Source organism: Curtobacterium sp. MCPF17_047, assembly GCF_003234045.1.
Taxonomy (GTDB): Bacteria; Actinomycetota; Actinomycetes; order Actinomycetales; family Microbacteriaceae; genus Curtobacterium.
The window spans coordinates 130,567-143,266 of record NZ_QKSF01000005.1; the positions used below are offsets into that span (position 1 = coordinate 130,567).

Consider the following 12,700-nt stretch of genomic DNA (forward strand, 5'->3'; position numbering starts at 1 on the left):
CCCGATGACGGACGGGAGGCTCGTGGCGGCGCCGCCACGAGCCTCCCGTCCGTCGCCCCGGCCCGTCGTGGGTCGGTCGGTGGCGTGGGTCGGTCGGTGGCGTGGGTCGGCCGGCGTCGCGGGTCAGTCGTGCGACCGGTCCGCCCGCGGCACGAGCGGCAGCGCCAGTACCGGCAGCGCCGCCACCAGCAGGAACGACCCCGCGAAGCCGACCAGGCCGATCAGCGCGCCGATGCCCGGGCCGACGGCGCTCGCCGCGATGAACTGCCCGGTGTTCTGTGCGCCCAACGCCCGACCGGACCACGAGGGGCCGGCGGCTTCGGCGACCGACGTGTACGCCAGCCCGTTGTCGGCGACCGTGACGCTCGTCGCCACGACCAGCACCACGGCGGCGGCGGGCAGGTGCGCGACGTCGACCAGGGCCAGGACCGCCATCACCGCGGCGGCCGACACGGCGACCACCCGCAGCGGCCCGACCCGGGAGCCGACCCGGTCACTCCAGAGCCCGACCAGGATCCGGCCGATCGCGCCGACGAACTGCGCCGCCCCGACCAGCAGCCCGGCGGTGGCGGTCGACCAGCCGAGGGTGACGAGCCAGACCAACCCGTAGGTCGACAGGGTGAACTGGGGGACCACGAGCAGGATCGAAACCGCGTGGATCCGCCAGAGGAAGCCGGTGGCGCGGTAGGGGTTCGCGGTGCCGACTGCGGCGCCGGCATCGCCGCCCGACGCCGGACGGGACGGGCGCGGCGGGTCCACGATCCCGACCGCGCAGACCACCGCGAGCACCGCGCACAGGACGACCGGCAGGACCAGCGCGCTGCGGATGCCCGTCGCCTCGGCGAGCCGGGGCACCGTCACGGCCGCCAGGGTCACCCCCAGCGGCTGCGACATCTGCCGGATCCCCATCGCGAGTCCCCGCCGCTCCTTCGGGAACCAGCCGACGACGACCCGGCCGCTCGCCGCGTTCGTCGAGGCGCTCGTCATCCCGGCTGCCAGGAACGCGACCCCGAGCAACACCGTGTCGTCGTCCGCCAGCCAGGCTCCGGCGACCGCGAGCGTGGTGAGCACCAGACCGCCCGCGATCACGATCCGCTCACCGATCCGGTCGGTCACCGCGCCCCAGGCGATCAGCGTCAGCACCATCCCCGCCGTCGGGGCCGCCGCGAGCAGACCAGCCTGTGCGAGCGGCATGCCCTGCGCGTGGAGGTGCGGGATGAGCAGTGCCGGTGCGGTGACGACGAGCGTCCCGGCGGCCTGCGCGGCGACCCCGAGCGCGAGCATCGTCCACGCTCGGGCAGGTGTCCGGACCACGCGCTCCCCGTCTCGACTCGGCTGGTGTACCGGAACGGTATACCAACGGTGGTCCGACGGCACTACGCTGGATGCCCGTGACCGAACCGACCGACGCAGCACCCGTGTCGCAGACGGCCCAGCTCTACGACAACCTCCGTGCCGCGATCCTGACGCTCGACATCGCGCCGGGGGAACGCATCTCGGAGCGCGGGCTCGAAGCGCGCTTCCACGCCTCACGCACCCCCGTCCGGGCAGCCCTGTCACGCCTCGAGCGCGAGGGGCTCATCCTGCACGAGGGTCGATCGTGGACGGTCACCCCGATCGACCTCGACGAGATTGCCTCACTCGCCGAACTCCGCGGCGTGCTCGAACCCGCCGCCGCCCGTCTCGCCGTCGCCCGCGCGCAGCCGGCGGCGCTCGCCGAGGTCCGCGCGCACCTCGACGCCCTCCGACCGACCCCGGACCAGCAGGCCGGCATCACGATGGGCTCGACGTTCCACCTGGACCTGGCCGCGCTCGGCGGGAACCGCTTCGTCACCGATGCCGTGGCCGACGCCCTGACCCGACTCGAGCGCACCCGGTGGATCGAAGTCCGCACGCCCGAGGCCCGCGACGCGGCGTGGCAGGAGCACAGCGACATCCTCGACGCCGTCCAGCAGGGCGACGCCGACCGCGCTGCGGAACTGGTCGCCGCCCACGTCGCGGGGACCAACGACCGACTGCTGGGCTTCATCGCCCAGGAGCGGCGTCGGCTCCGCGGCGCGGGCATGGCGATCGTCGGGGCACCGGAGCGGCTGGCGGCCGGGGCCTGACCGACGCGGCCCGGACCCCGGTCGCTCCTCAACCGGTGGACGTGGCCGCTCGACCAGTGGACGGGGCCGCTACTCGACCAGCGGACGTTCCTCCGTCCCGTCGAGCTGGGCGGTCACCCAGGACAGGTGCGGGTCGGCGTCGTGGTCGAGGAGGGCCTCCCGCACCTCGGCCTCGTCGGTGGAGAGCCGGTACGCATCCCTGCGCCCGGACGGAGTCGACTGTGACATCTGATCGTCCTTTCCCCTGTTGGTCGGGCCAGTGTCGTCCTGCGCGCTGTCGTCCGCAAGGCCCCGGGCTGGACCTGTGGAGAACCGACGCTGCCTAGGATGGTCGGCGTCGCCGGGCGGGCTGCCCGCGGCTCCGACCGCGACGGGAGGCACGGCGTGACCACGCAGGGCACCGCACCTCCCACGGTGTACGACGTCGCCTCGGCCGCGGGCGTCTCGATCGCGACGGTCTCCCGCGTCCTCCGCACGCCCGACGCCGTCCGCGAGGGCACCCGGGACCGTGTCCAGGCCGCGATCCGCTCCCTCGGCTACGTCCCCTCGGGGAACGCCCGCGCGCTGGCCGGACGCCGGACCGGCGTGGTGGGTCTGCTGCTGCCGGGGTTCGACGTCGTGCCGGACGAACGGCCGGACGTCGTCACCGACGGCGGTGTGCGCATCGTCGACGACCGCCGGCACGTCACCCAGCCGACGTCCTCGAACCTGTACTTCGACGAGGTGCTGCGCGGCGCCGAGACCGAGGCGTGGCAGCGTGGGCTGGCGCTGATGGTGGCGGCCGGCCGTGGTCCGTCGCGGGACGTCATCGTGAACGACGTCGCCGGCCGGGTCGACGGGCTGGCGGTCCTGGCGCAGACCGTGCCGGACGAGCTCCTCGAACACGTCGCCCGCCGGATCCCGGTGGTGGTGCTCGCCGACGACCGGCGCTCGCGCGGCTTCGACTCGATCAGCGTCGACAACGCCGCGGGCATGCGGACCCTCGCCGCCCACGTCATCGGACGGCTCGGCATCCGGTCGATCGCCTACGTGGCGGGACCGGTGGACTCCCCGGACGACCAGGAGCGCACCGCCGGGTTCAGGCGGGCGCTCGAGGACCACGGGCTCGCGCCGACGGCGGTCCGGACCGTGCACGGCGACTTCGGTCGGGTCCGGGCCCGTGAGCTGGCCCGGACGCTGCTGGACGAGCGGGTGCCGCGGGCGATCGTCTGCTCGAACGACCAGTCGGCGCTCGGCGTGCTCGACGCGGTCCTGGCGCGCGGGCTGCGGGTGCCGGACGACGTCGTGGTGACGGGCTTCGACGGCATCGACGCGGGGCGGTACTCGACCCCGCGCCTGACCACCGTGCACCAGCCGATGGGGGACCTGGGGCGTGCGGCGGTCCGGGCGATCGTCGACCGACTGGACCGCCGTGAGGGGCCACCGCGTGCCGTCCGGCTGCCCGTCGAGGTGCTGCTTCGCGAGAGTTGCCCGCCGGAGCTCTAGCGTCGCTGCGCGACGTACGGGCCGTGACTTGCGCACCGCGATGTAAGCGCATACATTAACCCTCGTACCCACTCGACACGGAGGTCGACCGAGCAATGACGCTTCCCCCACAGCGCACCCGCCGTGCTCGCCTCGCCGCTGCCCTCGCCGGCATCGCGGTCGTGGCCCTCACGGCGACCGGCTGCAGCATCCAGGTCCGGTCGGAGCCGGACCCGAGCATCGGCAAGGACACGATGCTCATCAACGCCGACCACGGCAACCCGCTGTTCGACCGCAACTTCAACCCGTACATCACGAACGCCCGGACGGCGTCGAAGTGGATGTACGAGCCCCTCATCGAGGTGAACCCCCTCGACGGCAAGCGGAACCCGTGGCTCGCCAGCTCGTGGGAACAGCCGGACGCGAAGACGATCGACATGACGATCCGCCGGGGTGTCGAGTGGTCGAACGGTGACGCGTTCACCGCGAAGGACGTCGTCTTCACGTTCGACCTGCTGAAGAAGTTCCCCGCGATGGACGTCAAGGGTGCCTGGCAGCACATCGACACCATCGAGCAGCAGGGGGACCACGTCGTCTTCCACCTGAAGTCCGAGGACGTCCCGAGCCTGACGATCATCGGCCAGACGTACATCCTCGGCGAGCGGCACTGGGGGAAGGTGGAGGACCCGACGACGTGGCGGGACCCGAACCCCATCGGCACCGGCCCGTTCGTCCTCGGCAACTACACCGACCAGCAGTACTCGATGGACAAGAACCGTCGGTACTGGCAGGCCGACGAGATCGCGATCGAGCACCTCATCCTGCCGGCGACGAACACGCAGCTCGACACCGTGACCCGCGGCTACGACTGGTCGTACTCGTTCATCTCCGACGTCGAGGGCACGTGGGGCGCCGCGTCTCGCACCAACACGTGGTGGTTCCCGCCGGGGGGCGTGATCGGGCTGATCCCCAACCTGACGAAGGCGCCGTACGACGACGTGAACGTCCGCCGGGGCATCTCGCTCGCCCTCGACCGCGACGACATCGCCGAGACCGCGACCGAGGGCAACCTCACCGCCGCGGCCCAGACCGGCCTGATCCTGCCGAACCAGGAGCGGTACGCGAACCCGGACATCCCCGACAAGGGCATGGTGACGCAGGACGTCGCCGCCGCGAAGGCCGCGTTCGCGAAGTCCGGCTGGGTGGAGCAGGGCGGCAAGATCGTCAAGGACGGCAAGCAGCTCGCGATCACGATCACCACGGCGAACGGCTACGCGGACTGGCTCCGTGCCGCGCAGGAGGTCCGCCGCGACCTCACCGCCATCGGCGTCGCGGTGACCATCAAGGCCCCGCAGCCCGCCGGGTACCAGCAGGCGATCAACAACGGTGACTTCGACATGGCGATGGGCGGCATGGGCAACGGCGACGTGTACCAGGCGTTCAACTCGCTGATGTCGACCGAGTTCTACCAGCCCGTCGGCAAGCCCACCGTCAACAACTACGAGCGGTACCGCGACCCGGCCACGCAGCGCCTGCTCGACGAGTACAAGGCGACGACCGACACCGGCCGGCAGCAGCAGATCCTCGACCAGCTGCAGACGATCGTGTACGACCAGCTGCCCGTGATCGGCATGTACCACGGCGGCCTCTGGGGTCTGTTCAACACCGGCAAGTTCGTCGGCTGGCCGAGTGCGGAGGACCCCTACATGGCCCCGCAGAACTACGACTCGGCACCGCTGCTCATCTTCACCAAGCTCCGGCTGCGCGACAGCGCCGCAGGGCGCGCGATCGTCCAGGAGCAGGGCAAGTGAAGTACATCGTCCAGAAACTCGTCCTCTTCGTCCTGACCCTCTGGGCCGCGGTCACGCTGAACTTCGTGCTGCCGCGCCTCATGCCGGGCAGCCCGAGCGACGCGGCCCTCGCGAAGCTCAGCCAGAACGGCCCGGTCACCGACGCCACCCGCAAGGCCATCGAGGCGCAGCTCGGCGTCCCGACCGGGAACCTCTGGGACCAGTACGTCAGCTACCTGCACCAGGTCGTCACCCTCGACTTCGGGACGAGCTACACGTTCTACCCGCAGCCGGTCGGCGACCTGGTCGGGAAGGCCCTGCCGTACACGCTGATCCTGGTCGGGGTCGTGACGATCCTGGCGTTCGTCCTCGGCACCCTGATCGGCATCGCGGCGGCCTGGAAGCGCGGCACCTGGCTCGACTCGCTCCCCACCCTGTCCGGCAGCTTCATGTCCACCTTCCCGTACTTCTGGACTGCGCTGCTCCTGCTGTTCTTCCTCGGCTACGTCCTGCACTGGTTCCCGACCACCGGCGCGTACTCGGCGACGACCACGCCGGGCCTCTCCGGAGCGTTCGTGGGTGATGCCCTGCAGCACGCGGTCCTGCCGGCGGTGACGATCCTGGTGACGAGCCTGGGCGGCTGGATCATCGGCATGCGGAACGCGATGATCAACACGCTCGGCGACGACTACGTGACCTTCGCCGAGGCGAACGGCCTGCGCGGCCGGACCGTCGCGATCCGCTACGCCGCGCGCAACGCGATCCTGCCGAACCTGACCGGCTTCGGCCTGGCCCTCGGTGGCGTGGTCGGCGGCTCGGTGCTCGTCGAGCAGGTGTTCGGCTACCCGGGCATCGGCTACCTGCTGTTCAACGCCGTTATCGGGCAGGACTACCCGCTCATGCAGGCACTCTTCCTGATGATCACCGTGTCGGTGCTCATCGCCAACTTCATCGTGGACGTGCTGTACGGCGTCCTGGACCCGAGGACGCGCCGATGACCCGCAACTCGCGACGAGCGGCGTGCCCCGCTCACAACCCCCACCCGAGGACGCGCCGATGACCACCGTCGCAGTACGCACACAAGAAGAAGCCCAGGCGCCGAGCAAGCTCAGGTCAGCCGCTCGCCAGTTCGGCGTCGTCTGGTCGAACACGAAGGCCCGGATCGGCATCATCATCCTGGCCGTGTTCGTCCTCGTGGCGATCCTGGCGCCCCTCCTCGCCCCGTACGGCGCCAGCCAGAACGGCTTCGCACGGTCCGCCGACGCGACGCCCGACCACTGGATGGGCACCACCGCCGCCGGCGAGGACGTCCTCTCCCAGCTGATCTACGGCGCCCGCATCTCGGTCATGGTCGGCGCGGTCGCGGGCATCCTGTCCACGCTCGTCGCCGTCGCGATCGGGCTCAGCTGGGGCTACGTCCGCGGCTGGGTGGCCGAGGTCATCGGCTTCATCGTGAACCTGTTCCTGGTGATCCCGGGCCTGCCGCTCATGATCGTGATCGCGGCGTACCTGCAGAACGGCGGCATCGCGGTCATCATCGCGGTCATCGTCGTCACCGGCTGGGCCTGGGGAGCGCGTGTGCTCCGCAGCCAGACGCAGTCCCTCCGCGGCCGCGACTTCGTGACGGCCGCGCAGTTCTCCGGCGAGGGGGCGACCCGCATCGTCTTCCGCGAGATCCTGCCGAACATGACGTCCCTGATCGTCGGCAGCTTCTTCGGGGCGGCGACCAGCGCGATCCTGGCGGAGGCGGGCCTGGAGTTCCTCGGCCTCGGCGACTCCTCGATCGTCAGCTGGGGCACGATCCTCTACTGGGCACAGAACTCGAACGCACTGCTCACCGGCCAGTGGATCCTGCTGTTCGCCCCGGGGCTCTGCATCGCCCTCCTCGCGATGAGCCTCACCCTGATCAACTTCGGCGTCGATGCCGTGTCCAATCCGCGGCTGCGCGAAGGCGCGCGCCCGAAGCGCAAGGAGGCGACCGCATGAGCGGCGCACGTCCCGTCCCCACCACCGGACTGGAGGCACGCACCGGCGCCGCCACGGGCCTCCCGTCCGACACGTCCCACGGAACCACCGACTCCGCAGGATCCGACGTCCTGCTCGACGTCCGGAACCTGTCGGTCGTCTACGAGTCGTCGGGGCAGACCGCCGTCCAGGCGGTCGACCACGTGTCGTTCTCGCTCCGGAAGGGCGAGTTCGTCGGGCTGGTCGGCGAGTCCGGCTCCGGCAAGTCGACGCTCGGCTACGCGCTCACCCGACTGCAGAAGCCCCCGGCGCGGACGAACGGCGGCAGCATCGTGTTCGCGGGGAAGGACATCCGCGACCTCGGCGACGAGGAGCTCCGGCAGCAGCGCCAGGGCGGATTCGCGATGGTGCTGCAGTCCGGCATGAACGCGCTCAACCCGGTGCGGACGATCCGGAACCACTTCATCGACGTCTTCAAGGCCCACGGCCACGTCCCCCGCGAGCGGTGGGACAGCCGGATGCGGGAGCTCGTCGGCAAGGTGAAGCTCCCCGACTCGATGCTCGCGCGGTTCCCCGGGGAGCTGTCCGGCGGCATGCGCCAGCGCGTGTCGATCGCCCTCGCGCTGTCCCTCGAGCCGCAGCTCATGGTGTTCGACGAGCCGACCACGGCGCTCGACGTCCTCGTGCAGCACGCGGTGATGGACACGATCATCGAGCTGCAGCGGGCCGAGGGGTTCACGGCGGTGCTCATCAGCCACGACCTCGGCATCGTGCTCGAGGCCACCGAGCGCGTCCTCGTCATGCACGAGGGCCGGATCGTCGAGGACGGCGGTTCGCGCGAGGTGCTCCGTGCCCCGCAGGACCCGTACACGCAGATGCTGCTCTCGCACTACGCGGACCCGCGCGCGTCGGTCGTGAGCCTGCCCGGCTTCCCGGACCGCTCGCTCCGTGCCGCGTCGGGTGAGAAGCGCCAGCAGGCGACCTCGTCGTTCAGCACGGTCGGCTCGCGGGAGCGCAGCGCGGCGCGGAACCCGATCGTCGTCGACCACCTCGTGAAGACCTACGCCCCGCCCCGTCGTGGTGAGGACCCGGTCCGCGCCGTCCGCGACGTGTCGTTCACACTCGAGCCGGGGCAGTCCCTCGCGCTCGTCGGCCAGTCGGGCTCCGGCAAGTCGACCATCGCGAAGCTGCTCACCGGCGTCGAGAAGCCGACGTCGGGCACTGTCCAGTTCGGCGACCTCGACGTCGCGAAGCTCGGCCGCCGCGGCATGCGGGACCTGCGCTCCGAGGTGCAGATGGTGTTCCAGGACCCCTACTCGGCGCTCAACCCGCTGCACACGGTCGAGTACACGCTCACCCGTCCGGTCGTGAACTACACCGGTCTCCGCGGGCGCGATGCCCGCCGTCGCGTGCTCGAGCTCCTGGAGACCGTGGGCCTGACACCTGTGGAGCAGTTCGCGCAGAAGCTCCCGCACCAGCTCTCCGGCGGGCAGCGGCAGCGCGTGGTGATCGCCCGGGCGCTCGCGAGCGATCCGCAGGTGATCATCGCCGACGAGCCGGTCTCGATGCTCGACGTGACGCTCCGCGCCGGGGTGCTCGCGCTCCTCGAGGACCTGCGCGAGCAGTGGGGTGTCTCGCTCCTCTACATCACGCACGACCTGCTCAGTGCCCGGCTCATCACCGACGACATCATGGTGCTCCACGAGGGTGCCGTGGTCGAGCGGGGGCGGACCGCCGACGTGCTGCAGCACCCGCAGGACGACTACACGGTCGCGCTGCTGGACGCCGTGCCGAACCCGCGCAGGACACTGGCGCCATGAACCTGCACGCGTTCCCCACCGTCCCGCCGTTCGGCCACCTGCCCACCCCCGAGGGCGTCGACGTCGTCGGCATCGACCTGCCCGTCGGACGACTGACCGCCTACCGCGTCGTCCCGTCCGGTCCGAGCAAGGGCGTCGTCCTCGTCGTCCCCGGGTACACCGGGTCGAAGGAGGACTGGCGTACCTTCATGCCGCTCCTCCGGGACGCCGGCTGGACCGCGGTCGCGATCAGCCGGCGCGGGCAGGCCGACTCGGCAGCGCCGACGGAGCCCCGCGGCTACACGCTCGATGAAGAGGCCGCCGACGTCGTCCGCGTCGCCCGGCTGCTCGACGACGGCGCTCCCGTGCACCTCGTCGGGCACTCCCTCGGCGGGGTGATCGTCCGCGCCGCCGCGATCCAGGACCCGGCTGCGTTCCGCGACGTCGTGCAGTTCTGCTCCGGCCCGTACGGCTGGCCGTACCGCAAGGTCACCGAGCTGACGATCATGCACGACACCGGCGGGAACAACCGCACGCTGTTCGACGCCACGAACCCGCTCTGGGCCGGTCGTCCCGACGCTGAGCTCCCCGACGACGTCCGCATGGTCCGGGAGCGCTTCGACGCCACGAGCCCGCTCAGCGTCATCGCCGGCGGGCACATCCTCGAGGACCACACCGACAGCTCCGCCGAACTCCGCGCCACCGGGCTGCCCGTCCTCGTCACGCACGGCGAGTGGGACGGCGCCTGGCCGATCCCGTGGCAGCGCGCCATGGCGACCGACACCGGCGCCGAGTACGAGGTCGTCCCGGCGAGCTACCACGGACCCCAGATCGAGAACCCGCAGGGAACCGTCGAGGTCTTCGATCGGTTCTTGTCCGCCCACTGAAAGGCACCATCATCACTTCGCTGCACTTCCCCGACGGCTTCCTCTGGGGTGCCGCCACCGCCGCCCACCAGATCGAGGGCAACAACGTCAACAGCAACTGGTGGGTGCACGAGCACGAGCCGGACACCACGATCGTCGAGCCCTCCGGCGACGCGGCCGACAGCTACCACCGCTACCGCGAGGACATCCGGATCGCCGCCGACCTCGGTCTGAACTCCTACCGGTTCAGCATCGAATGGTCCCGCATCGAGCCCGAGCGCGGCTTCGTCAGCCGCGCCGAGGTCGACCACTACCGCCGCATGGTCGAGGCCTGCCACGAGTTCGGCATCGAGCCGATCGTCACCCTGATGCACTTCACCGTGCCGCGCTGGTTCGAGCGGGACGGCTTCTGGCGCGCCCCCGACGCCGCCGACCTGTTCGCCCGCTACACCGAGGCCGCGCTCCCCGTCGTCCAGGACGGCGTCCGTTACGTCTGCACGATCAACGAGCCGAACATCGCGGCGATGCTCGCGGGCGGCGAGGACGCCCGGAACCTCGTCGCCTACGGGCTGCCGAACCCGGACCTCGGCGTCGCCGACGCCCTGCTGGCCAGCCACCGGCGGTCGCGAGAAGTGCTGGGACAGGTGTCGGGCCTCCAGACCGGGTGGACCGTCGCGACGCAGGCGTTCAAGCCCTCCGGCGAGCCCGGGTCCGAGCAGATGCTCCGTGAGTACGGGTACCCGCGCGACGACTGGTACCTGGAGGCCGCTGCGGGCGACGACTTCGTCGGTGTACAGGCGTACACGCGCACGTTCGTCGGACCCTCCGGTCCGTTGCCGGTCGAGGACGATGTCGAGACGACGCTGACCGGGTGGGAGTTCTACCCGGAGGCCGCCGCTGACGGCATCCGCAGCGCGTGGGAGCTGTCCGGCCACGTCCCCGTGATGGTGACCGAGAACGGCATCGCGACCGCGGACGACACCCGCCGGATCGCCTACACGCAGGGTGCACTCGAGGGCATCCACCGCTGCATCGAGGACGGCATCGAGGTCCTCGGCTACCAGCACTGGTCGCTCCTCGACAACTACGAGTGGGCCTCCGGGTTCCGGCCCACCTTCGGGCTCGTCGCCTGGGACCGCGAGACGTTCGAACGGACGCCGAAGCCGTCGGCGCACTGGTACGGGGGCGTTGCGCGTGCGAACGCGCTCGAGACGCGTCGCAGCTGACGTCTTGTCCTGACCGACGGGAGGCCCGACTCACCTCCGCCCCGTTCCGGCAGCCGTGCACATGACATGTTCGGAGGGCGCGGGTGGGTCCTGCGTACTGTGCGCAGATGGACCCATGGCCTCTGACCCACCCCGGCGATCCCATCGAACCGAACAGATCGGCCCGAGCGCCCGTCCGGACGTCGACCACCGTGTCGGACGTCGGTGTCCCGGACCTCGACGGACTCGTCGCTGCTGTACCACCGGGGGCCACCCTCCGCATCACCCGCGCCTGGAAGCGGTTCTCCCCGCTCGTCCTGAGCCGGCCGGTCGCCCTCGTGTTCGAAGGCGCTGGCTCGATCGCGATGACCGACCACGCGACCGCCATCGAGATCGCGTCGAGCTGGGTCTGCGTCTCCGGAGCGCGACTCGTCGGCCCCGGTGGGACGGTTCAAGGTGACGGACGAGGCATCAGGGCACGAGCGACGTCGGAAGCGCCGTTCCGCGGTCTGCGCGTCTCCGGCTGCACGATCACCGAGTTCTCCCGCTCCGCACTCGAGTTCCAGCACGTGCAGGACTTCGTGGTCGAGTCGAACACAGTCCAGGACCTCGGCCACGCGGGGGTCGTGCTGCTCTCCTGTTCCGACGGGACCGTCAACGACAACACCGTCGCGGACGTGCACCAGCCCCACGGGTACGGCGACTCCGCTGGGGTGGCCGTCTCCCGCGACGACGCTCGAGACTCCCGAGACGCACCCGGGAGCGCTCGTGTCGCGGTCGACCGCAACCGCATCACCGGAGTGCGGGGATCGGTGGGCATCGAGATCCGATGCGGTGCCGACCTCGCCGTTCGGCAGAACCGCGTGCAGGACTGCCGGGTCGGGATCACCGTGCTTGTGTCGAAGCAGGCGGTCGATCTCGACGCCGGGTCCGCGAGCGGGCAGGTCCTCGTCGCCGGCAACCACCTCGAGCGACGGGCGCCGCTCGGCCCCGGGTCCGGCATCGTCATCCGTGGTGCGGGGACCGCGGTCCGGGACGACCGTCAGCGGGTGACGGCCACGATCACCGGCAACACGATCGTGGGCTTCGGTGGGAGTTCGAGCGATGCCGGGATCCGCGCTTCCCGCACCCACGCATTGGTGATGAGTGACAACGAACTGCATTCGTGCGTCCGTGCTGCGGTGTCGCTCGCACACTGTGACGGACGCACGACGGTGACGCGGACGTCCGTGCACGGTGTGGTTCCACCGGAGCCCGGGGGGCAGTCGGTGGCTATCGAGGTGGGAGCCGCGACCAGTGCTCGGGTCATGGCGACACGTGTCCTGCCCGGTGTCGACGGTCGACGGTGCTCGAGCGGTGCCGTCTGTGCGAGCGGCAGCAGGCTCACGTTGCTCGCGAACGACTGGTCTGGTGCCGAACGCGCCATCGCCGGGGCCGGGACGTTCCTCCGCTCAGGAGAGCAGTGACGGCCCGCATCCACGCGTCCGGAGTGGCCGGGACAGT

11 protein-coding genes are annotated in these 12,700 nt (G+C 71.0%); 9 read left to right on the forward strand and 2 right to left on the reverse strand.

Going from position 1 to position 12,700, the window contains the following annotated elements; translation table 11 throughout:
• Window positions 1–123: 123 nt before the first annotated feature.
• Window positions 124–1,284, reverse strand: coding sequence for an MFS transporter (locus tag DEJ33_RS07050; protein ID WP_111194559.1), 1,161 nt, complete (start codon window positions 1,282–1,284; stop codon window positions 124–126).
• Between the two features lie 107 nt (window positions 1,285–1,391).
• Between DEJ33_RS07050 and DEJ33_RS07055 the strand changes: the two genes are divergently transcribed.
• Window positions 1,392–2,108, forward strand: coding sequence for a GntR family transcriptional regulator (locus DEJ33_RS07055; protein WP_258378112.1), 717 nt, complete (start codon window positions 1,392–1,394; stop codon window positions 2,106–2,108).
• A gap of 69 nt (window positions 2,109–2,177) precedes the next feature.
• Here the strand turns inward: DEJ33_RS07055 and DEJ33_RS17160 are convergent, their stop codons facing one another.
• The gene (locus DEJ33_RS17160; protein WP_181421567.1) at window positions 2,178–2,336 is read right to left on the reverse strand and encodes a hypothetical protein; all 159 of its coding nucleotides are present in this window, start codon (window positions 2,334–2,336) and stop codon (window positions 2,178–2,180) included.
• Between the two features lie 99 nt (window positions 2,337–2,435).
• Here DEJ33_RS17160 and DEJ33_RS07060 point away from each other — a divergent pair, with 99 nt between their 5' ends.
• The 8 genes from DEJ33_RS07060 (at window position 2,436) to DEJ33_RS07095 (ending at window position 12,663) form a co-directional block, all read left to right on the forward strand.
• Window positions 2,436–3,593, forward strand: a complete 1,158-nt coding sequence (locus DEJ33_RS07060) for a LacI family DNA-binding transcriptional regulator (protein ID WP_110903762.1) — start codon at window positions 2,436–2,438, stop codon at window positions 3,591–3,593.
• Window positions 3,594–3,688: 95 nt separating this feature from the next.
• Complete coding sequence (locus DEJ33_RS07065) at window positions 3,689–5,383, forward strand: ABC transporter substrate-binding protein (RefSeq protein ID WP_258374540.1); 1,695 nt, start codon at window positions 3,689–3,691, stop codon at window positions 5,381–5,383.
• Window positions 5,380–6,360: an ABC transporter permease gene (locus DEJ33_RS07070; RefSeq protein ID WP_111194561.1), complete on the forward strand. Its 981-nt coding sequence runs from the start codon at window positions 5,380–5,382 to the stop codon at window positions 6,358–6,360. Before DEJ33_RS07065 ends, DEJ33_RS07070 begins: the two co-directional genes overlap by 4 nt.
• Before the next feature lie 58 nt (window positions 6,361–6,418).
• The gene (locus tag DEJ33_RS07075; RefSeq protein ID WP_111194562.1) at window positions 6,419–7,348 is read left to right on the forward strand and encodes an ABC transporter permease; all 930 of its coding nucleotides are present in this window, start codon (window positions 6,419–6,421) and stop codon (window positions 7,346–7,348) included.
• Window positions 7,345–9,147, forward strand: coding sequence for an ABC transporter ATP-binding protein (locus DEJ33_RS07080; protein ID WP_258374539.1), 1,803 nt, complete (start codon window positions 7,345–7,347; stop codon window positions 9,145–9,147). Before DEJ33_RS07075 ends, DEJ33_RS07080 begins: the two co-directional genes overlap by 4 nt.
• Entirely contained in the window at window positions 9,144–10,013 is an 870-nt protein-coding gene (locus DEJ33_RS07085; protein WP_111194563.1) for an alpha/beta fold hydrolase, read from the forward strand. Before DEJ33_RS07080 ends, DEJ33_RS07085 begins: the two co-directional genes overlap by 4 nt.
• 20 nt (window positions 10,014–10,033) lie before the next feature.
• Window positions 10,034–11,218: a glycoside hydrolase family 1 protein gene (locus tag DEJ33_RS07090; protein ID WP_220034011.1), complete on the forward strand. Its 1,185-nt coding sequence runs from the start codon at window positions 10,034–10,036 to the stop codon at window positions 11,216–11,218.
• 107 nt (window positions 11,219–11,325) lie between these two features.
• Entirely contained in the window at window positions 11,326–12,663 is a 1,338-nt protein-coding gene (locus DEJ33_RS07095) for a right-handed parallel beta-helix repeat-containing protein (RefSeq protein ID WP_111194564.1), read from the forward strand.
• Window positions 12,664–12,700: the final 37 nt, after the last annotated feature.

Excerpts from the sequence above, each read along its gene's own strand:
- DEJ33_RS07050 (WP_111194559.1), bottom strand. The coding sequence starts at position 1,284 with ATGCTCGCGCTCGGGGTCGCCGCGCAGGCCGCCGGGACGCTCGTCGTC.
- DEJ33_RS17160 (WP_181421567.1), bottom strand. The coding sequence starts at position 2,336 with ATGTCACAGTCGACTCCGTCCGGGCGCAGGGATGCGTACCGGCTCTCC.
- DEJ33_RS07060 (WP_110903762.1), top strand. The coding sequence starts at position 2,436 with ATGGTCGGCGTCGCCGGGCGGGCTGCCCGCGGCTCCGACCGCGACGGG.
- DEJ33_RS07065 (WP_258374540.1), top strand. The coding sequence starts at position 3,689 with ATGACGCTTCCCCCACAGCGCACCCGCCGTGCTCGCCTCGCCGCTGCC.
- DEJ33_RS07075 (WP_111194562.1), top strand. The coding sequence starts at position 6,419 with ATGACCACCGTCGCAGTACGCACACAAGAAGAAGCCCAGGCGCCGAGC.
- DEJ33_RS07080 (WP_258374539.1), top strand. The coding sequence starts at position 7,345 with ATGAGCGGCGCACGTCCCGTCCCCACCACCGGACTGGAGGCACGCACC.
- DEJ33_RS07085 (WP_111194563.1), top strand. The coding sequence starts at position 9,144 with ATGAACCTGCACGCGTTCCCCACCGTCCCGCCGTTCGGCCACCTGCCC.
- DEJ33_RS07095 (WP_111194564.1), top strand. The coding sequence starts at position 11,326 with ATGGACCCATGGCCTCTGACCCACCCCGGCGATCCCATCGAACCGAAC.